This window comes from Mesorhizobium sp. M1295, assembly GCF_040318135.1.
Lineage (GTDB): Bacteria > Pseudomonadota > Alphaproteobacteria > Rhizobiales > Rhizobiaceae > Mesorhizobium.
This window is the reverse complement of sequence record NZ_JAMYLU010000007.1, coordinates 83,498-102,268: the sequence shown is the minus strand read 5'-3', so window position 1 is coordinate 102,268 and position 18,771 is coordinate 83,498. Positions and strand designations below refer to the sequence as shown.

Genomic DNA, 18,771 nt, shown 5'->3' with positions numbered 1-18,771 from the left:
GAGTTCAAAGGCCGCCTTCGGGTGGCCTTTTTCTTTGTGCCGTGCCCGTGATGTCAGAGTTCATCGGCAATGCCTTGATGAAGTCGACGAACGCCCGCAGCGGCGCCGGTACGAGGCGCCGGCCGGGATAGTAGAGGAACGGCCCGGAGAAGCTCTGCCACCAGGGTTCGAGGACCGGTTCGAGTGCACCGCTCTCGAAATGCGGGCGAAGCCAGTCCTCGAACAGCTTCACGATTCCGGTGCCGGCGATCGCTGCATCAACGGCTAAATCGGCTGCTCCGCCGATCCCCACAATCAGTGGCCCCGTCGGATCGACCCGCACCACCTCGTCGTCGCGCTCGAACTCCCATGGCGTTATCGCACCGCTGGGAAAGCGGCCGCGCAGGCAGGCGTGGCCGAGCAGGTCGCGCGGGTGTTGCGGCCGGCCATGACGATCCAGGTAGGCCGGGCTGGCGGCGGTGGCGAAGCGCTGCACGCGCGGCCCGATCGGCACGGCGATCATGTCCTGTTCCAGCCGCTCGTCGTAACGGATGCCGGCATCGCAGCCGGCCGCCAGCACGTCGACAAAGCTCTCCTCGGCGATCACCTCCAGCCGGATACCGGGATAGGCGGCAAGGAACCGCGGCACGATGCTGGGCAGGACCAGTCGCGCCGCGCTGACCGGCACATTGAGGCGCAGCGAGCCGGCCGGCCTGTCGCGAAAGCCGTTCACCACGTCCAGCGCCGACTCCACCTCGGTCAAGGCTGGACCGAGCCGCGCCAGCAAGCCTTGGCCGGCCTCCGTCAGGACGACGCTGCGCGTCGTCCGGTTGAGCAGCCTGACACCGAGTTGCGTCTCCAGGCGGCGCACCGCCTCGCTCAAGCCGGACGCACTGCCGCCGCTGGCGCGTGCCGCATCCCGAAAACCTTTGGCGCGCGCCACGGCCACGAAGGCGTTCAGATCCCCGAGATCAATCTGCATTGTTCGTCATTCCGCACAGCCCGTGCGAATTGTACCCAATTATCGCGAGATCGGACACCGTCTATCTGTGCACCATTCCCTGAAGGAGAAAGACTATGTCCAGCGTCGACCAGTCCGGCACATTCATCCTCGGCGACCGCAAAGTCAGACGGCTCGGCTACGGCGCCATGCAGCTCGCAGGGTCCGGCGTCTTCGGCCCACCAAAGGACCACGATGCGGCATTGGCCGTGCTGCGCGAAGCCGTTGCGCAGGGCGTCAATCACATCGACACCAGCGACTTCTACGGCCCACACGTCACCAATTTGTTGATCCGCGAAGCGCTCGCACCCTATCGCGACGACCTCGTTATCGTCACCAAGATCGGCGCCCGGCGCGGCCGGGACGGAGCATGGCTGCCGGCCTTCTCGGCCGACGAGCTGACCAAGGCGGTGCACGACAATCTGCGCAATCTCGGGCTCGACGTGCTGGAGGTGGTCAACCTTCGGGTCATGTTCGACGCGCATGGCCCCGCCGAAGGGTCGATCGAGGCCCCGCTTGCAACGCTTACCGAGCTTCAGCGACAGGGCCTTGTGCGTCACATCGGGCTGAGCAACGTCACCGCTGCACAAATCGCCGAAGGCCGCAGGATTTGCAAGATCGTCTGCGTGCAGAACCAGTACAATCTGGCGCATCGGGGCGACGATGCGTTGATCGACGATCTGGCCCACGGCGGCATCGCCTATGTGCCGTTCTTCCCGCTTGGCGGCTTCAACCCGCTGCAGTCGTCGACCTTGTCCAAGGTCACCGCACGCCTCGGCGCCACGCGCATGCAGGTCGCGCTCGCCTGGCTGCTTCGCCGCGCGCCCAACATTCTTCTGATCCCCGGCACGTCTTCAGTTGCGCATCTCAGGGAGAACCTCGCCGCAGGCGATCTCGCGCTGCCGGAGGATGCGCTCGAGGCGCTAGAGGGCGTGGCGATGGCCGCTTGACCTGCGCACGAGGCGCGAGGTGCCGCCAGCCGGTGTTGGAGACTAGCGAAGGCGGTGATGAGCCAATCTCCCCCCTCGTGGGGGAGATGTCCGGCAGGACAGAGGGGGGCGCGAAGGATCGCCTGCCTCTTGTTGAACCCTGCGTGACAATTGACGCCAATTGCAATCTCAATCGACCCGATAGGCTGGAGGGACAGCGCCCCCCTCTGCCCTGCCGGGCATCTCCCCCACAAGGGGGGAGATCGGCAGCGCGACCGCCGCTCCTAGTTAATGCTGGCCGTATTCGCCGGCTCGGCCGGGCCGGCATAGGGCACGCGAAAACCGTTCGCCGCCAGCCAATCGATGGCGGCCTTCGGTTCGTCGGTCTGGATGATGGTGGCGCCGCGCTCGACCCAGAAGCCATAAGTCTCGCGCGGCAGGCTGGCCGCGACCGCCAGCTCGTCGCCGCGGCCACCGGCGAGGAAGCCACCCGGCTTGTTGACGATGGCATAGGTGTCGGCCCAGATGTGCCAGTCACCCCTCACCGCCAGCGCGCGCATGCGCGGGCTGAACAGCGGGCCGCCGGTCTCGGTCAGTGTCTCGGCGCCAGCCCGCCAATTGATCAGTTCGATCGCCCGCACCGGGAACGCCCGGCTGACTTTTTCGGCAAACATGGCGTCGTGAACCGCATCGTCGGCAATGATCGGCATGAACTGGAAGCCGCCGTCGATCGCGTCCATGGCGGCCGCAACCGTGGCGATCCTCTCCGCATCCCACAGGTTCTCCTTGACGATCACCTGTTCGGCCATGCCGAGGTCGCGCGCGACCGCGACCATGCCGGCGAGGCTTTCGGTATCGAGCTTATTGTCGAGATTGATGAGGATCCTGTCCCTGGTCGCCATCAACATTTCGCGCAACGTCGAGACTGTCTCGCCCGTAAAGGCGCCGGTGCCTTCGATCACCAACCGGCACGTCTTGAGTTCGGCCAGCGTGCGCTTGACCACCTCGCCCTTGCAGTTCGTGGTGCGGTCGAGCCAGCTGTCATGCATGACGACGAACTGTCCGTCCTTCGAGCGCCTGATATCGACCTCGACGATTTCGGCGCCCATTGCAATCGACGCCTCGACGGCGGCGATCGAATTTTCGGGATAGAGCGTCTTGCCGGCCTGCATGCCGCCGGCGCGGTGCGCGGCCACCATCACATGGTCGCGCCATTGGTTGGCGTGCTCGAACCGGTCGAGAATCTGCCTGGCGCGCGTTTCGCCTGCCGATGCATGGCCAAGGGAGGCCGCCAGCGCCGCGGAAAGCAGAAGGCTCAGCCAAGTCGTTCGCATGAGACAGGTCGTTCGCATGAGAATCGCTCCGTACCGGATCGACACCCGGTTAAGCGACGCTCGTGACAGCCTAGTGAACGAAGCCGGCTTCGCAAACGCTGGAAAATCAGGTTAATGCCGGCCGAAACGGCCGTAGCGGCTACTTTCGGTTGCTAACTAGGCAATCTCCGGGCCAGCCATGCGGGGCTCTCCTGGCAAGCAAGGATTTGTGACCGGGCCGAATAGCCATGTTCTTCCGAAGGGGTCGCAATTCTGAGAATTATGGCCAATAAGGTTGCGCGTCGACGCACAGGAGATCGCTTCATGCCGCCGAGGACCATCGATCACGCCTTCACCACCCGCTCCAGGACGGGCGCGTCGTTCGAGCCGACCTATGCCGGCGCGCTGTCGTTCATGCGGCGCAAATATTCGAAGGACGTGAAGGGCGCCGATGCGGTGGTGTGGGGCATTCCCTTCGACGCGGCGGTCACCAATCGGCCGGGCGCGCGTTTCGGACCGCAGGCGATTCGCCGCGCGTCGGCCATCCTCGACAACGATCCGCAATATCCGTTTTCGCGCGACCTGTTCGAACAGCTTGCCGTGGTCGATTTTGGCGATTGCCTGCTCGACAGCGGCAATCACCAGAAGACCCCTGCCACGATCGAACGCGAAGCGGCGAGGATCCTGAAATCCGGCGCCTTTCTGCTATCGCTCGGCGGTGACCATTTCGTCACCTGGCCGCTGCTCAAGGCGCATGCCGCCATCTACGGCCCGCTGGCCCTGGTGCAGTTCGACGCTCATCAGGACACCTGGCCCGACGACGGCAAGCGCATCGATCACGGCTCCTTCGTCGGCCGTGCGGTCAAGGAGGGCATCATCGACCCCGACCGGTCGATCCAGATCGGCATCCGCACCCACGCGCCCGATACGTTCGGCATCAAGATCCTGTATGGCCATGAAGTGGAGGAAATGCGGGCGTCCGACATCGCCTATGCCATCGTCGACCGTACGGGCGGCAAGAAGACCTACGTCACTTTCGACATCGATTGCCTGGATCCGGCTTTTGCGCCCGGCACCGGAACGCCGGTAGCGGGAGGCCCGTCTTCGGCAAAGATCCTGTCGGTGCTGCGCCAGATCAACCAGGTCGATATCGTCGGCGCCGACGTCGTCGAGGTTGCGCCAGCCTATGATCACGCCGATATAACGGCAATTGCCGGCTCGATGGTGGCCATGCACTATCTCGGGCTGCTGGCGGAACGAAAGGCCCGGCTCGAGGAAATGAACCAGGGCAATCACAGCGTTGCCGGATTGAATCAGGCAAGCGGCATATAGCTAACAGGAATTTTGGCAGGCAATGAAACCGAAAATCTTCATCGACGGCGAGCACGGCACCACCGGTCTGCAGATCAGGGCGCTGCTTGCCGAGCGCGGCGACCTGGAAATCATCTCCATCCCGACTGAGCGCCGCAAGGAAACGGCAGCGCGCGCCGAGTTCCTCAATGCCGCCGATGTCGCGATCCTCTGCCTACCGGACGCGGCAGCCAAGGAAAGCGTTTCGCTGATCGCCAATGACACCACCAAGGTGATCGACGCCTCGACGGCACATCGCGTCGCCGAGGGCTGGGAATATGGTTTCGCCGAAATGGACAAGGACCAGGCGAAGAAGATCGCTTCGGCGAAGCGCGTCGCCAATCCGGGCTGCTGGCCGCAAGGACCGATCGCGACGCTGCGGCCGCTGGTTGCGGCGGGGCTGTTGCCAGCCGATTTTCCGGTCACCGTCAACGGCATTTCTGGCTATTCCGGCGGCGGCCGGCCAATGATCGAGGATTATGTCGCCAAGGGCGAGGATGCGTCGGAATTCCTCCCCTACGGGCTGACGCTGCAGCACAAGCACGTGCCGGAGCTCAGGACCTATGCCAGGCTTTCGCAGGATCCGATCATGCAGCCGGCAGTCGGCAATTTCGCGCAAGGCATGATCACGGTAGTGCCGCTGCAACTCGGCGGTCTCGACCATGTACCGACCGGCGCTGAGCTTCACGCGGCGATCGCCGACCATTTTGCTTCCATTGATCGTGGCGTGGTCGAGGTGGCGCCGTATCTGCATCAGGAACGCATGCCTGACATCGATCCGGAGATCTACAACGGCACCAACCGGATGAAGCTCTATGTCTTTGCCAATGACGACAGGGCGCAGGCGCTGCTGCTTGCCGTCTACGACAATCTCGGCAAGGGTGCCTCGGGTGCAGCCGTGCAGAACATGGATCTGATGCTCGGCCTCTGAATGGATGCGCCGGCATTTCCGAAGCGCTGGAAGGTCGGCGCGCCCGAACTCATCGCCGAAACCTTCAGCAGCCGCATCTGGAAGGTTGCTCGCGAGGACGACTCACCGGCAATCGTCAAGGATCTAAAGCCTTTCGACGATGTCGAGGACGAGTTGCGTGGCGAGCATTTCCTCGCCTGGCGACGCGGCGAAGGCGCGGTGCGGCTGCTCGGCCGCGACGGCCACCGCATGCTGCTCGAATACGCCGGCGACAGGATGCTGTCACACCATCTTGCCGAACAAGGCGACAATGCCGCCACCGCGATCGCGGCCGAGGTAATGGCAAGACTGGTCTCGCCGTCGAAGCACCCTGCCCCGCCGGATCTCCAGCCGTTGCGGACCCGGTTCTCCAGCCTGTTCAAAAAGGCCAAGGCCGATCGCGCCGCCGGCGAAAAGAGCCTGTATGTCGAAGCAGCCGAAATCGCGGAACGGCTGCTGTCCAATCCGCATGACGTGCGGCCGCTGCATGGCGACCTGCACCACGACAACGTCATGCACGGTCCGCGCGGCTGGCTGGCGATCGACCCGAAGGGCGTTCTCGGCGACCCCGGCTTCGACGCGGCCAACATGTTCTACAACCCACTCGACCGAGACGATCTTTGCCTCGATACGCGGCGGATCGGCCATATGGCGCAAGTCTTTGCCGCAACGCTCGGCCAGTCGCCGCCCGCGATACTGGACCACGCCATCGCCTATGGCTGCCTGTCGGCTGCATGGCATCATGAAGATCGCAATGCGGTCGACGAGGACCGCGAGCTGGCGATCGCCATGGCGATCCGGACGGTGCGGCTCAGCCTCTGAGAGCAATCTCGTGGGGCAGCGGATAAGCGCCCTTGGTGCCGCGCCAGTGCGCGGCGGCAAAACCCAGCAGGAACAGCGCGAATGCCTGATGCGTCAGGGCCATGTGCAGCGGCACATGCATCAATAGGGTGCCGATGCCGATCGACGCCTGCACCACGACAATCAGGAACAGCAGCGTCGCGCGTCGGGCATGCGTCGTGCCCGGCAGACGCCGGCGTGTCGCAATCATGTGCCAGAGCGCGACCGCGAAGATCGTGTAGGCGCCGACCCGGTGGATGAACTGCACCGTCTTCGGGTTTTCGAAGAAATTGCGCAATGCCGGCTCGAGCAGCAGCAGGTCGCCGGGGACCAGTTTGCCGTCCATCAGCGGCCAGGTGTTGTAGCTCAAGCCGGCATCGAGCCCTGCGACCAGCCCGCCGAGATAGATCTGGACCAGCGCCAGCAGCACCAGAAAGCCGGCCAGACGTTGCGTCGATCGGTCGGCGGCCGGTTCGGAGTGTGGGGCCAGTCCGCGCGCGACCACCATGGTCGCCGTGAAGATCAGCGCCGCCAGCGTCAGATGCGTCGCCAGCCGGTATTGGCTGACCGAAACCCGGTCGGCCAACCCGGACGCCACCATCCACCAGCCTATCGCGCCCTGCAGGGCGCCGAGAAGGAGGATGCCCGACAATTTCGTGCCGAGGCCGCGCTCGATGCGGCGCGTCGCCCAGAAGAACAGCAACGGCAGGGCGAAGACCACGCCGACACTACGCGCCAGGATGCGGTGCACCCACTCCCACCAGAAGATCGACTTGAACGCCTCGATGCTCATGCCCTTGTTGAGTTCGGCATATTGCGGGATCTGCTGGTAGCGCAGGAACTCCTCCTGCCACTCGGCATCATTGAGCGGCGGGATGACGCCGTGAATCGGCTGCCATTCGGTGATCGACAGGCCCGAATCGGTGAGCCTCGTAGCGCCGCCGACCACCACCAGCGCAAACAGCACGAGGAGCACGACATAGAGCCAACCACGTACCAGCGCGCGGTTGCGAAGGTCGCGATCGCGGGCTGCGAAAGGCACAGCATCGGATATGGCAGCAGCCATGGCTTTGTCCCGGCAGTTGAAGTCGCGGATTGGTGAACCATCGCAACCCGGCTTGCAAGACCGGACAGCGCGGCACGCCGTCGCGCCGTTTCTGGCGGGTTGCGCGCATCGGCTGTTCGGCCTAAGCGATAGCGATCAACGAGATCGCGCCGTGCCCATTCGCCTGAAAAAGCTGATCGGAAGCTTCCTGCTGGTAGTGCTGGTCGTCGTCTATGCGCTGGTCGCCTCGATCGTGGCAGTCGCCCAATTGTCACAGTCCGGGCCGCTGGCGCACTTCATCTTCTTCCTGCTGAGCGGGCTTTTGTGGGTGCTGCCGGCGATGGGCATCATCAAATGGCTGATCCTGGAGCCGCGGCCGAAGGGCCGAGGCAACAGTTAGATCGTCACCACCGTTTTGCCGGCATTGGCCAGCGGCGTCGTCACGCCCGACAACATTGTTCGGATGTGGGCGACGCTCTGATAGCAGCCATTGACCGAAATGCGCGGCAGGGCATGCAGGAACCCGGCATGCTCGGCGCGGAGTATGCCGTGGCGGGTCGTCACGGCCGAGGCATAGCCGGCATCGCGGACAAGGCCCACTTCGCGACGGCCGACGGCGCTGGCATAACCGTAGGGATAGGCGAAATGGCGCGGCTCCTCGCCGAGTTCGGCCTGCAATATGCGCTTGACGTCGCCGATCTCATGCCGCGCGTCGCTCTCGGAAAGCCGCTTCAGATTGCAATGATTGACGCTATGCGCTCCGATCGTCACCAGCGGGTGCGCGGCCATGGTGCGGAGCTCGTCCCAGTTCATCAGCGTGTTCGGGCGCGAACCGCCCAACTCGATGCCGTTCGAACGCGCCAGATCGCGCAATACCGCACGCTGGTCCTGCTCGCGCACCTTCAGCGTCAGATGAGCGTGCAGGCGCGCATTGGCCTGGACCTTTTTTCCTGGGTTCGAGCAATCGATCGTCACCGGGCCGTCCGGCGTCGTCAGCGTCAGGCGATCGCGCGCATTGACGATGTCCTCGACCACGTCCCACCACAAATCGGCAGCGCCATCAATCAGTCCCGGCGCGACGTAGATGGTGATCGGCGCGCCGTGCTTCTCCAGCACCGGCAGCGCCTCGGTCATGTTGTCTCGATAGGCGTCGTCGGCGGTGATCGTCGCGAACTGGCCGTCCTTGTCGCCAGCCTTGATGCGCTCGATCGCCTCGTCCAGAGTAACGAACCTGTAGCCGTTCGCCGTCATGTCGGCGATCACGATGTCGAGGAACCCAGGCGCGATGTTCAAGTGACGGTTGACGCCGTTCGGCTTTTCCGGCGTCGCGGTGACCCGATGCAGCATCAGGATGGCGCCAAGGCCGCCGATGAACGGCTTGGCCAGCGGCGCAAGACCGGAATAGCGGGCGAGATTGAGCGCCAGTTTGCGGATTGCCTCGCCCCCGTCGATCATTCATTCACCTTTTGCGCCTAAGCTCATCAAGCATGGAATGCGCCTGCGCGGACCCCCAATCGCGACGAATACGCCCTAAGGATTGAGGTATGGTTGACGCCACCGCGTCATTTGACGGCAATCGGCTGGCAAGCAGCGAGGCGTCGCCGTGTGCCTTGCCGGCCGGCAAAGCCGGCCTGTCGACCTCGGTTGCCGATAGTGCGGCGCTGGCGGCGTACGCCGAATTCTGCCGTTCGGCGCTTTTTGCCCCGGCGCAGAGCGCAGGCTGGATCCTGAACTGGGCCGCACATACCGGCGCCGACGTTGTCGTTGCGACGCTGCGCGCCGACGACAGGCCGGTTTTCTCGCTGGCGCTGGAGGTCACCCGCAGCGGAGCATTCCGCGTTGCGCGCTTCATGGGCGGGCGCCATGCCAACGGCAATTTTGCCGCTGCCGACCTGCAATGGCTGGCGAATGCCGATATCGCGGCGATCCGTTCGATGCTGGCCGCGATTGCCAAGGCGCGGCGCGACATCGATCTTGTCGCGCTAGAGCGGCTGCTGCCTGATCTCGACGGCGTTGCCAACCCGCTCTCCGCCTTGCCGCATTTTTCGAGCCCCAATCTGTCGCTGGCCGCCGGTCTTGTCGGAGGGTTTGATGCACTGCTCACCCGCGTGAGCGGCAAGCGCAGGCGCAAGAAGCATCGCTCGCAGGCGCGCAAGTTCGAGGCCGTCGGCAGCTATCGTCGCATCGAGGCGAGGACTGCGGACGAGGTGAACAGGCTGCTCGACGCCTTTTTCGAGATGAAGGAATTCCGCTTCCGCAAGATGGGCATCGTCAATGTTTTCGGTGAAGCGGAGGTGCGCGCCTTTTTCCGCTCGCTGTTTGCCGAAGCGCTTCAAGAGGAAAACCCGTGCTTCGTGCTGCATGGGCTGGAAGTCGCCGGCAAGCTTCGTGCGGTCACCGGGTCGAGCCGCTCGGGCAAGCGGCTGATCTGCGAATTCGGGGCGATCGCCGAGGACGACCTCGCACACACCAGCCCCGGCGACTTCCTGTTCTTCGAGAACATCCAGGAAGCCTGCGAGACGGGTTTTGAAATCTATGATTTCTCAGTCGGCGACGAACCCTATAAGCGATTGTGGTGCGATGTCGAAACGCAGCATTTCGAGGTGCTGGTTCCGCTGACGCTGAAGGGCCGCGCGCTGGCGCTTGCGCTCAGGCACGGCGCAAGCCTGAAAGCATTCATCAAGCACAGCCCAATGGTCTGGAAGCTGACCAAGCTGCTGCGCCGCAAGGCTGTGGGACAGACAGCACCGGCCGCAGGCGAAGACGACAGCTGATTTCGATTTGAGAAAACTGCCTCAGGCGGCCGAGCGCCGCCCCGGCATTGGCCCCGGCGCCACATGGCCGATTGGCGTGACCAGCGTCAGGTCGGGATAGCCGCTCTCGATGAGCGCGACTGCGGCTTGCGTCACCTCGTCGTCCGGCTCCAGCATGGAGAGCAGCACCTCGGTGCCCTCGCCCACTAGGCGGCTGATGCCTTGCGCGTCCGCTGGCCCGCATTCGACAACGACCAGGTCATAGGCGGTGGTCAGCGACTGCATGATGATCGGCAGCCGGTCGGCGGCGCGCATGGCACGGACCGGATCGGCTGTGCCGACGGGAATCACGTGGCAGTCCGAATAGAGATCGGGGTGGATCACATCGCTGAACTGCGCTTGCGAGGCGAGCAGATCGGTGATGCCCGGAAACAGCCCGCTGTCCAGCATCGGCCGCGAGGCAGCACCCGAAGCGGTGAGATCAAGCAGCAGCACGCGTAGCCCGGCGTCAGAGACTGCGCGCGCCACCAGCACCGCCGAGGCAGCCGCCTCGTCGCCTTCCGGCGACACGAATATGGCGCGGGCGGCACCGGTGGCGATCAGTTTTTCCGCGGCCTTGTCGATGTCGACCTCACCGAGGGTGGAACGTGCCGGTTCAATGTCTGCAGCAGCCATCTCAGAGTACTCCGGTTCGATTTTCTCGGCAGCCGCTTCCGCCACCGCGACGGGTTCCGGCTCCAGTTTGGTTTCAGTGACACTGTTGTCGGACTCACCGAGCCGGTCGATCACGGCGACTGCCGGTTCGGGCCGGGCAACCGGCGGGCCGGGCTCGGCCACTACGCGTTCGGCCTGGACAGCCGGCATCGCAACCTGCTCGATGCGTTCGAAATGGGCACCGGCGGCCGGACGCATGGCGCGGCCGGAAAACAGTTCCTGCAGCAACGTGACGATCGCCATGAGGAGCAACGAGCCGACAAAGGCCGCACCGACAATCGGACCAATCTTGGGGAAATAGGGTTCGGTCGGCGCCCGGGCCTCCGAAAATAGGCGAGCGTCGACAGGCAGGTAGTTACGATCCTTGCGTGCGGCCGCCTGGAGATAGCTGGACGAGTAGAGATCGAGTTGCTGGCGCTTGGTCGCGGCATCGCGCTGCAGGGCATCGAGTTCCACCTGCTCTTCGCCGGCGCGGGCGGACGCCGCCTTCAGGGTGTTGACGTCGGCCACGAGTTGAGCCTCTCGTGCCTTCGCCGTCTCGGCCTGCGCCATCAGACCCTTCATGATCTTTTCCGCTTCGTTGCGGATCTGGCGGTCGAGATCGGCGAGCTGCGACTTCAGCGCACGGATGCGCGGATGATTGTCGAGCAAGGTGGTGGAAAGGTCGGCGATGTTGTTCTTGAGTTCGACTTGCCGCTCGCGCAGGCGCTGGATCAGGTCGGAAGACAACACCTCTGGAACGGCATCCAGCGAGCCGCCATTGCGCAACGCCCTGCGCACACTGTCGGCGGTCGCTTCCGCCGAAGCGCGGTTGGCGCGTACCCGTGACAGTTCGCTCGACAATTCGGACAGCTGCTGGGTGGCAAGCACCGAATTGTTGCCGCCCATCAAAAGATCGGACTGCGCACGGAATGCGGCAACCTTGGCCTCCGCCTCCTTCACCCGGTTCTGCAGGTCCGCGATTTCCGGCGCCAGAAAGTCGGTGGCGGCGGAATTCGATTCGAGCTTGGCGTTGCCCTTGGAGGCGATATAGGCGTTTGCGATGGCGTTCGGGATTGCGGCGGCAAGCTGTGGATCCTCTGACGAGAACTCGATAGCGATCGCGCGGGTTTTTTCAACGCCATAGACGTTGAGCTTGTCATGCATTGCGTCCAGCACGCGCTCTTCCAGCGGAATCTCGAAGGGATCGCTTTTCAAGCCAACGAGGACAAGGGTGCGGCTCAGCGCCGACATCTTCAGCGCCTCGTCGAATTCGGGCAATTTCGCGAGGTTGAGCTTCGCCGCCACCTGTTTGAGGATGTCAGGGGACGAAATGATCTGGACCTCGGTGGCCACAGCCTCTTCGTCGGGAATCGACCGCTCGTTGCCGTTGGCACCGGCTGGCCGCGTGAACTCCGATTCTCGAGGCCCGATCTCCAGCTTGGCTGCCGCCTTGTATTCGGGCGTTGCAAGCCAGGCGAGCGCAAAGGCCAGGCCGGTTACAGCCAGCGCGACGACAAGGATGCGCAGCCAGTTTCGCGCCAGGCTGGCGAAAAGCTGCTTGAGATCGACGTCGACATCTGCGGCCGCGGATTGAACGGACATGCATCCCTGCTCCGGTACTGAGTCAGCATGCACCATAAACAACTATGGTAACTCAGCCGTTAATAACGCGGTAAGCACCTGTTAGGCTCTGCTAACAAGCCGCAAACAAGAGGCTGAAAACCATCTGCATTTGTCGATCGGGCCCGCATCGGCCGCGCGCCTTTACCGGCCATTAACCCTAACAGGATGATAACCGAGCTCGATCGTTAAGGTTTGCCGCAGAGTCGCCGGCTATTCAAAGGTACGTGTCCGCTCATGAAAAGCACTGCTCCCCTTTTCCGCGCGCTGCTTGCCGTATCGATGCTTTCGGGCTGCTCAAGCTACCGGCCGACGCCGGCCGCCTTCCATGAAGTGCTCGACCAGCCCTATCGCCTCGGTGCCGGCGACCGCGTCCGCGTCACCGTGTTCGAGCAGGAAGGATTGACCAACACCTACAGCGTCGACCAATCCGGCTATCTCTCGCTGCCGCTCGTCGGCAACGTGCCGGCGCGCGGCCACACCGCCCAGCAACTCGAGGGCGAGATCGCCGAGAAACTGCGCCAGGGCTATTTGCGCGATCCTGACGTTTCGGTCGAAATCGATCGCTACCGGCCGATCTTCGTCATGGGTGAAGTGGGCGCGGCGGGCCAATATTCCTACGTTCCGGGCCTGACCGTGCAGAAAGCCATCGCCATCGCCGGCGGCTTCACGCCACGCGCCAACCAGGAAAGCGTCGACATTACCCGCGACATCAACGGCAAGGTTATAACCGGACGCGTGGTGACCTCCGACCCGCTGTTGCCCGGCGACACAGTCTATGTTCGCGAACGCCTGTTTTGATGTGCTGACCAAGTGGCGGACACACTCAGGATCGTCCACTGCTTTCGCTCACCCGTCGGAGGCATCTTCCGGCATGTGCGCGACCTGACCGAGGCTCAGGTCGCCGCCGGCCATGCCGTCGGCATCGTCTGCGATTCGACGACTGGCGGCGATTTCGAGGAACGGCTGTTCGAACAGATGAAAGGCAGCCTGGCGCTCGGCATTCATCGCACACCGATGCAGCGGCATGTCGGGCCAGGCGATCTCGCTTCGGCCCGACGCACCTATAGGATCATAAAAGAATTGCGGCCGGACGTGCTGCACGGGCATGGCGCCAAAGGTGGCGCCTATGCCCGTCTGTTCGGCTCATTGTTGCGGGTATCCAGGTCTCGCGTAGCCCGCCTTTATTCGCCGCATGGCGGCTCACTGCACTATGACGAAACCACGGCGATGGGGAAGCTGTTCTTCGCGCTCGAACGCTTCATGGCTCGCTTCACCGATTGCCTGCTATTTGTTTCCGATTATGAGCGGCGGACTTATCGCAGGAAGGTCGGCGAGCCGCCCATTCCGAACGCTCTCGTACACAACGGCCTGCGCGCCGCCGAGTTCGAGCCGGTGCAGACCGAGCACAATGCCGTCGACCTCCTCTATATCGGCATGATGCGCGACCTCAAGGGCCCGGACATCTTCATCGATGCGCTGGGGCGAGCCGCAACACGGCTCGGTCGCCCATTGAAAGCGCTGATGGTCGGCGACGGCGACGACCTGCCGCGCTATCGCGCCAAGGTAGATCAGCTCGGCCTCGAGGTCAGCTTCCTGCCGCCGATGCCAGCCAGGCTCGCCTTCACGCTGGCCAAGCTGGTCGTCGTTCCCTCGCGCGCGGAAGCCATGCCTTATATCGTTCTGGAAACGCTTGCCGCCGGCAAGCCGCTAATCGCGACGTCGGTCGGGGGCATACCGGAAATCTTCGACACCGGCTCCCCTGCCCTGATCCGGCCCGACCCGCGCGAACTTGGCGACAAGATAAGCGCCGCTCTGGCCGATCTCGACGCCTACAAAGGCCTGATGCCCGGTGCCGCCGACCTCAAGGCACGGTTCGGCGCGGATGTAATGGCCGCCGAAATCGAAAAGGCCTATTTCGCCGCGCTCAAACAGTAGAGCAACTGATATCCACTCGGCTGCAAAAGGCCCCCGGTGAAAGCGTCTCCAAAGCCATCTGTTGTTTCAAGGGTTTCTTAGCTCTCTTTTGCTATTCACCTGAGGGAAACCTACGGACTCCCCATGAACGAAATCGACCCCGCGCGCCGTTTTTCGCTAGACGCGGTGCGCAAATTCGACGCCCCTGCCGAGAACAACACGGCCGGCGGCATGAACGACGTTGCCCGCCAGGTCGCCTCGCAATACCGGCGCGATACGATGTCGCCGATCATGGTCAGCGGCGTCCTGCGCATGGCGGAATTCGCGCTGCTGTTGGTGTCGGGTCTTGCCGTCTATTTCTACTATGTCGGCTTTTTCAGCTATCTTGCCTGGCAATACTCGCTGACGATCGCCGCCACCTCGTTCCTCGCGGTCGTTTTGCTCGACGTCACCGACTGCTACCAGATCGTCGCGCTGATGCGGCCGATCGCCAATTTCGGCCGCCTCCTGCTGGTCTGGGCTGGAACCTTCGCCTTGATGGCGCTCACCGCCTTCACCATGAAAATGTCGGAAGACTATTCGCGCCTGCTCTTCGGCACGTGGTTCGTTATTGGCTTCGTGCTGATCCTGGGTCTCCGGCTGGTGATGTCGAAGCTGATCCGGCGCTGGGCGCGCGACGGGCGGATGGAGCGCCGCGCCGTCATCGTCGGCGGCGGCAAGGCGGCGGAGGTGCTGATCCGCTCGGTCGAAAAGCAGCCCTACAACGACATCCGCATCTGCGGCATCTTCGACGATCGTGGTGACAAGCGTTCGCCGCCGGTTGTCGCCGGCTATCCCAAGCTCGGCACGATTTCCGAGCTCATTGAATTTGCCCGCATCGCACGCATCGACATGCTGATCGTTTCGCTGCCGCTGACCGCCGAATCGCGCGTGCTGCAACTGTTGAAGAAGCTGTGGGTGCTGCCGGTCGACATCCGGCTGTCGGCGCATTCGAATGCGCTGCAGTTCAGGCCGCGCGCCTATTCCTACATCGGCTCGGTGCCGATGCTCGATATCTTCGACAAGCCTATCAACGACTGGGATTCGGTCGCGAAACGCGCCTTTGACATCGTCTTTTCGATCATCGGCATCATCGTGTTCTCGCCGGTGATGCTGGCGACCGCGATCGCGATCAAACTCGACAGCAAGGGCCCGGTGCTGTTCCACCAGAAGCGGCACGGCTTCAACAACGAAATCATCGACGTCTATAAGTTCCGTTCGATGTACACCGACAAGGCGGACCCGACGGCGAAGCAGACCGTGACCAAGAACGATCCGCGCGTCACCCGCGTCGGCCGCTTCATCCGCAAGACCTCGATCGACGAATTGCCGCAGTTCTTCAATTCGCTGTTCGGTTCACTGTCGCTGGTCGGGCCGCGCCCGCACGCCATTGCCGCGCAGTCGCACAACCTTCTCTACAATGAGGTGGTCGACGGCTATTTCGCCCGACACAAGGTCAAGCCCGGCGTGACCGGCTGGGCTCAGATCAATGGCTGGCGCGGCGAGATGGACACCAACGAGAAGATCCGCATGCGCACGGAATACGACCTCTATTACATCGAGAACTGGTCGCTGTTGTTCGACCTGAGAATCCTGTTCCTGACGCCGATCCGCCTGCTCAACACGGAAAATGCGTATTGAGCGCGACGGCCTACGAATTGCCGGCGGCGGCGGTCAACGCCAAGCTCATTGCGCTGATTGCGTCAGGGGCAGTTTTCCTCGGCGTCTTCCTGTCCGGTTTCGTTATTGCCGAGCCGGCGCCATACGACCTCTATATGATCGGGCTGATCGTGGTGTGGCCCTTGTTCGGCATGCGCATACAGCGCGCGGCGGTGCCACTTCTGGTGCTGCTGATGATCATGAACATCGGCGGAATGATCTCGATGACGCAGATGCCGGACCTCGCCGCCACGCCGCTCTATCTCGCCGTCTCGCTGTTCCTGACCCTCACTGCGGTTTTCTTCGCTTCCGTAACGGCCGTCCAGCCCAGTCTCTACCGCGTGATCTTCGTCGCTTATGTCGTGTCGGCAGTGCTGACTTCGCTGGTCGGCATAGCCGGCTATTTCCATGCCTTTCCAGGAGCGGAGATCTTCACCAAATACGACCGTGCCGCCGGCGCCTTCCAGGACCCGAACGTGTTCGGGCCGTTCCTGGTGCTGCCGGGCATCTACCTGCTCTATCTGCTGCTTACCGGCTCGATCGCGCGCATGCCTCTATTGGCGGTGCCGCTGCTGATCATCACCGCCGGCATCTTCTTTTCTTTTTCGCGCGGCGCCTGGGGCATGTTCGCCGTTTCGGCGATCCTGCTGACCGGGGCCTTGTTCCTGCAGAGCGCCAGCGGCAAATTCCGGCTGCGCGTCGTCGTCATGACCATCGCCGCCGTCGGACTGCTGGTCATTGCGATGATCGTCATCCTGCAACTGCCTGGCGTGGCGGAGATGTTCTCGAATCGCGCGCAACTCGAACAAAGCTACGACACCGCCCGCCTCGGCCGCTTCGCCCGCTACACGATCGGCTTTCAGATGGCGCTGGAGCATCCGTTCGGCATCGGCCCGCTCGTATTCGGCAAGATGTTCGGCGAGGACACGCACGACATCTGGCTGAAGATGCTGATGGATTACGGGTGGCTCGGCTTCGTGTCGTTCCTGACGCTGACGTGCTGGACGATCGCCGCCGGCTTCCGCATTCTGCTGCGCGACCGGCCCTGGCAGCCTTATCTACTATGCGCCTATGTCGCCTTCATCGGCAATATCGGGCTCGGCACCTTCATCGACATCGACCACTGGCGGCATGTCTACCTGCTGCTCGGCCTGATCTGGGGCGCCATCGCGCTGGAATACCGCCATCAGTGGCAGTTGCGGGCGGCGCGGCGCCCGCAACCTCCGTTGCTGTTGCTTCAGGCCGGACAGCAGCCGAATTCGGTTGACCGGACCCAGTCAATCACGATACATCGCGACCGGTCCGGAGTGTAGCGCAGCCCGGTAGCGCACTTGACTGGGGGTCAAGGGGTCGTCGGTTCGAATCCGGCCACTCCGACCATTAAATCCAAAGGCTTAGCCAGTTCCCCCAACTGGCCATACAGAATAGCCGCATTGCAGCCAGCGCAACACGATTTCGACCAAGGGCTTCGCTCGCCAGGTCAATGTGGAATAGCCCAAACCAGCATGCAAAAAGCTCGCGCCTTCCGGGAGAAGGACGCGGGCAGATCGGTGCAACCCGATCTGGCCGCAATTCTTATGAGGAGGGACTTGCTGCGTTGAGATGAACCGTCGCGCCGGCCGGGTTGTTCCATCGAGTAAATAAAAACCCGCCGCACATGAAGTACGGCGGGGCCGATCAAGCGCTGTTGCACCAGGCGGGGGACTCGGGTGGGCGGGCTTGCCAGGTGCGCGCGGATCAAGTCGACATTAGGCGCATGAGCGGTAGCGCGTCCACCAACCGGCGGTTGGAACGAACTGGTTCAACGCCGGCGGCCGGCTTGGCCTGAAACTTTTTCAGGGCGGCAGCGACGGGGTCAGGAAAGTCGAGCAAGCGCAACGTGCCCGGCCCTCGTTGCTTGCGGGAATGCCGGAAGGATCAATGGCAGCAAGCATGAAGAACCCAACCTGGATGCTGGCGGCCTGGGAACGAAACGTGGCAGCTCACCCCGCCGGTTTCCGTGAGGACGCGAGCGCATCGTCCGCTACCGCGATTGGCGGCTGAACGCAAACAAGCCCGACGCTTTTTCGGCACGGCGGGCTTCAGGCAGAAAATCAATCGTAGATCTTAACAATTTTGCGGGTACCTGGATCAACCAGGACGGTTCGTCCCTCGACGACTACATAGCGGTACTGAACGTCCGGCACTTCGTAAAGCTCGACTGTGTCGGGCAGAGCGGTGCCAATGTTGAGCTCAACACCGGGAAGGCTCAGGGATGCTACCGGCTTCTTCTTTACATACTCCCGGATCACCGTGTCTTGCTCAGGCTGAATGATGACGTCCTGAGCAGCGGCGGTTCCGATACCTACGAAAAGAAAGATTCCTGTCGCAGCAGATAAAAGTTGCTTTCCCATATAGCAATCCTCCAGCGAGGCAACCTTCCGCTACGGTGCTTGATGCTTCCGTGCGGGGCTACTTACCTAAACGAGCCGAAAGACTTGTTGTTCCGCTGGCGGTGGGCGAACTCCGGTGCCATGGCCATGAGGCCGCCTACAAACAAGCACCTGCTCAAGGCTTAGTTTCTTCCCGGAGCTTTTGGGTCAGGACAATCAGGATAGGGCAATTCTTCACACGGAGAGGGCCTGTCGCCAACGCTGCCATAATGTTCCACGAGTTTTGCGAAACCGTAGGCGAAGGCGAAAA

At 63.0% G+C, this 18,771-nt stretch carries 16 protein-coding genes and 1 tRNA gene; 11 read left to right on the top strand and 6 right to left on the bottom strand.

Features of this window, described 5'->3' with window-relative positions:
- Positions 1-4 precede the first annotated feature (4 nt).
- The gene (locus NKH29_RS12470; RefSeq protein WP_023717315.1) at positions 5-961 is read right to left on the bottom strand and encodes a LysR family transcriptional regulator; all 957 of its coding nucleotides are present in this window, start codon (positions 959-961) and stop codon (positions 5-7) included.
- 95 nt (positions 962-1,056) lie between these two features.
- On the opposite strand from NKH29_RS12470, the gene NKH29_RS12465 reads away from it, so the two are divergent.
- A complete protein-coding gene (locus NKH29_RS12465; protein ID WP_023717314.1) occupies positions 1,057-1,929 on the top strand; it encodes an aldo/keto reductase family oxidoreductase in 873 nt (290 codons plus the stop codon).
- Positions 1,930-2,192: 263 nt separating this feature from the next.
- Here NKH29_RS12465 and NKH29_RS12460 read toward each other — a convergent pair whose 3' ends face one another.
- Positions 2,193-3,242 carry a glycerophosphodiester phosphodiesterase family protein gene (locus tag NKH29_RS12460; RefSeq protein WP_023717313.1) on the bottom strand — a complete coding sequence of 350 codons (1,050 nt, stop codon included), beginning with the start codon at positions 3,240-3,242 and terminating at the stop codon, positions 2,193-2,195.
- Positions 3,243-3,545: 303 nt separating this feature from the next.
- Here NKH29_RS12460 and speB point away from each other — a divergent pair, with 303 nt between their 5' ends.
- Genes speB through NKH29_RS12445 form a run of 3 tightly spaced genes read left to right on the top strand, consistent with a single transcriptional unit; the run spans position 3,546 to position 6,342 of the window.
- Positions 3,546-4,553 (top strand): agmatinase, encoded by a 1,008-nt coding sequence (gene speB, locus NKH29_RS12455; protein WP_352481211.1) that lies wholly within the window; start codon positions 3,546-3,548, stop codon positions 4,551-4,553.
- Between the two features lie 22 nt (positions 4,554-4,575).
- On the top strand, positions 4,576-5,502 hold the full coding sequence (gene argC / locus NKH29_RS12450) for an N-acetyl-gamma-glutamyl-phosphate reductase (protein WP_023717311.1): 927 nt from the start codon (positions 4,576-4,578) through the stop codon (positions 5,500-5,502).
- The gene (locus NKH29_RS12445) at positions 5,503-6,342 is read left to right on the top strand and encodes an aminoglycoside phosphotransferase family protein (protein ID WP_023717310.1); all 840 of its coding nucleotides are present in this window, start codon (positions 5,503-5,505) and stop codon (positions 6,340-6,342) included.
- Here the strand turns inward: NKH29_RS12445 and NKH29_RS12440 are convergent.
- Positions 6,332-7,426 (bottom strand): COX15/CtaA family protein, encoded by a 1,095-nt coding sequence (locus NKH29_RS12440; RefSeq protein ID WP_352999680.1) that lies wholly within the window; start codon positions 7,424-7,426, stop codon positions 6,332-6,334. The two genes, NKH29_RS12445 and NKH29_RS12440, sit on opposite strands and share 11 nt — an antisense overlap.
- A 151-nt stretch (positions 7,427-7,577) precedes the next feature.
- Between NKH29_RS12440 and NKH29_RS12435 the strand changes: the two genes are divergently transcribed.
- Positions 7,578-7,805, top strand: a complete 228-nt coding sequence (locus NKH29_RS12435; protein ID WP_254817582.1) for a DUF2842 domain-containing protein — start codon at positions 7,578-7,580, stop codon at positions 7,803-7,805.
- On the opposite strand, the gene NKH29_RS12430 is transcribed toward NKH29_RS12435, so the two are convergent.
- On the bottom strand, positions 7,802-8,860 hold the full coding sequence (locus tag NKH29_RS12430; RefSeq protein ID WP_352999678.1) for a polysaccharide deacetylase family protein: 1,059 nt from the start codon (positions 8,858-8,860) through the stop codon (positions 7,802-7,804). The genes NKH29_RS12435 and NKH29_RS12430 overlap by 4 nt on opposite strands.
- Positions 8,861-8,949: 89 nt before the next feature.
- Here NKH29_RS12430 and NKH29_RS12425 point away from each other — a divergent pair, with 89 nt between their 5' ends.
- On the top strand, positions 8,950-10,179 hold the full coding sequence (locus NKH29_RS12425; protein ID WP_352481216.1) for a GNAT family N-acetyltransferase: 1,230 nt from the start codon (positions 8,950-8,952) through the stop codon (positions 10,177-10,179).
- A 21-nt stretch (positions 10,180-10,200) separates the two neighbouring features.
- Here the strand turns inward: NKH29_RS12425 and NKH29_RS12420 are convergent, their stop codons facing one another.
- Positions 10,201-12,456 (bottom strand): GumC family protein, encoded by a 2,256-nt coding sequence (locus tag NKH29_RS12420; RefSeq protein ID WP_352999677.1) that lies wholly within the window; start codon positions 12,454-12,456, stop codon positions 10,201-10,203.
- A 255-nt stretch (positions 12,457-12,711) separates the two neighbouring features.
- On the opposite strand from NKH29_RS12420, the gene NKH29_RS12415 reads away from it, so the two are divergent.
- The 5 genes from NKH29_RS12415 to NKH29_RS12395 all read left to right on the top strand — a co-directional run bounded on the left by NKH29_RS12415 (position 12,712) and on the right by NKH29_RS12395 (position 17,469).
- Entirely contained in the window at positions 12,712-13,275 is a 564-nt protein-coding gene (locus NKH29_RS12415) for a polysaccharide biosynthesis/export family protein (protein WP_023717305.1), read from the top strand.
- A gap of 12 nt (positions 13,276-13,287) precedes the next feature.
- A complete protein-coding gene (locus NKH29_RS12410; RefSeq protein WP_352640066.1) occupies positions 13,288-14,412 on the top strand; it encodes a glycosyltransferase family 4 protein in 1,125 nt (374 codons plus the stop codon).
- A 123-nt stretch (positions 14,413-14,535) separates the two neighbouring features.
- Positions 14,536-16,071, top strand: a complete 1,536-nt coding sequence (locus tag NKH29_RS12405) for an undecaprenyl-phosphate glucose phosphotransferase (RefSeq protein WP_352481219.1) — start codon at positions 14,536-14,538, stop codon at positions 16,069-16,071.
- Positions 16,068-17,402, top strand: a complete 1,335-nt coding sequence (locus NKH29_RS12400) for an O-antigen ligase family protein (RefSeq protein ID WP_352481220.1) — start codon at positions 16,068-16,070, stop codon at positions 17,400-17,402. The genes NKH29_RS12405 and NKH29_RS12400 overlap by 4 nt, the downstream gene beginning before the upstream one ends.
- Positions 17,393-17,469: transfer RNA gene (locus NKH29_RS12395), tRNA-Pro, on the top strand. Before NKH29_RS12400 ends, NKH29_RS12395 begins: the two co-directional genes overlap by 10 nt.
- Before the next feature lie 713 nt (positions 17,470-18,182).
- Here NKH29_RS12395 and NKH29_RS12390 read toward each other — a convergent pair.
- Entirely contained in the window at positions 18,183-18,482 is a 300-nt protein-coding gene (locus tag NKH29_RS12390; RefSeq protein WP_023717301.1) for a DUF1236 domain-containing protein, read from the bottom strand.
- Between the last annotated feature and the right edge of the window lie 289 nt (positions 18,483-18,771).

What these genes read in the sequence shown, in the direction of transcription:
- NKH29_RS12470 (WP_023717315.1), bottom strand. Translation starts at nt 961, where the DNA reads ATGCAGATTGATCTCGGGGATCTGAACGCCTTCGTGGCCGTGGCGCGC.
- NKH29_RS12465 (WP_023717314.1), top strand. Translation starts at nt 1,057, where the DNA reads ATGTCCAGCGTCGACCAGTCCGGCACATTCATCCTCGGCGACCGCAAA.
- NKH29_RS12460 (WP_023717313.1), bottom strand. Translation starts at nt 3,242, where the DNA reads ATGCGAACGACTTGGCTGAGCCTTCTGCTTTCCGCGGCGCTGGCGGCC.
- speB (WP_352481211.1), top strand. Translation starts at nt 3,546, where the DNA reads ATGCCGCCGAGGACCATCGATCACGCCTTCACCACCCGCTCCAGGACG.
- argC (WP_023717311.1), top strand. Translation starts at nt 4,576, where the DNA reads ATGAAACCGAAAATCTTCATCGACGGCGAGCACGGCACCACCGGTCTG.
- NKH29_RS12445 (WP_023717310.1), top strand. Translation starts at nt 5,503, where the DNA reads ATGGATGCGCCGGCATTTCCGAAGCGCTGGAAGGTCGGCGCGCCCGAA.
- NKH29_RS12440 (WP_352999680.1), bottom strand. Translation starts at nt 7,426, where the DNA reads ATGGCTGCTGCCATATCCGATGCTGTGCCTTTCGCAGCCCGCGATCGC.
- NKH29_RS12430 (WP_352999678.1), bottom strand. Translation starts at nt 8,860, where the DNA reads ATGATCGACGGGGGCGAGGCAATCCGCAAACTGGCGCTCAATCTCGCC.
- NKH29_RS12425 (WP_352481216.1), top strand. Translation starts at nt 8,950, where the DNA reads ATGGTTGACGCCACCGCGTCATTTGACGGCAATCGGCTGGCAAGCAGC.
- NKH29_RS12420 (WP_352999677.1), bottom strand. Translation starts at nt 12,456, where the DNA reads ATGTCCGTTCAATCCGCGGCCGCAGATGTCGACGTCGATCTCAAGCAG.
- NKH29_RS12415 (WP_023717305.1), top strand. Translation starts at nt 12,712, where the DNA reads ATGAAAAGCACTGCTCCCCTTTTCCGCGCGCTGCTTGCCGTATCGATG.
- NKH29_RS12405 (WP_352481219.1), top strand. Translation starts at nt 14,536, where the DNA reads ATGAACGAAATCGACCCCGCGCGCCGTTTTTCGCTAGACGCGGTGCGC.
- NKH29_RS12390 (WP_023717301.1), bottom strand. Translation starts at nt 18,482, where the DNA reads ATGGGAAAGCAACTTTTATCTGCTGCGACAGGAATCTTTCTTTTCGTA.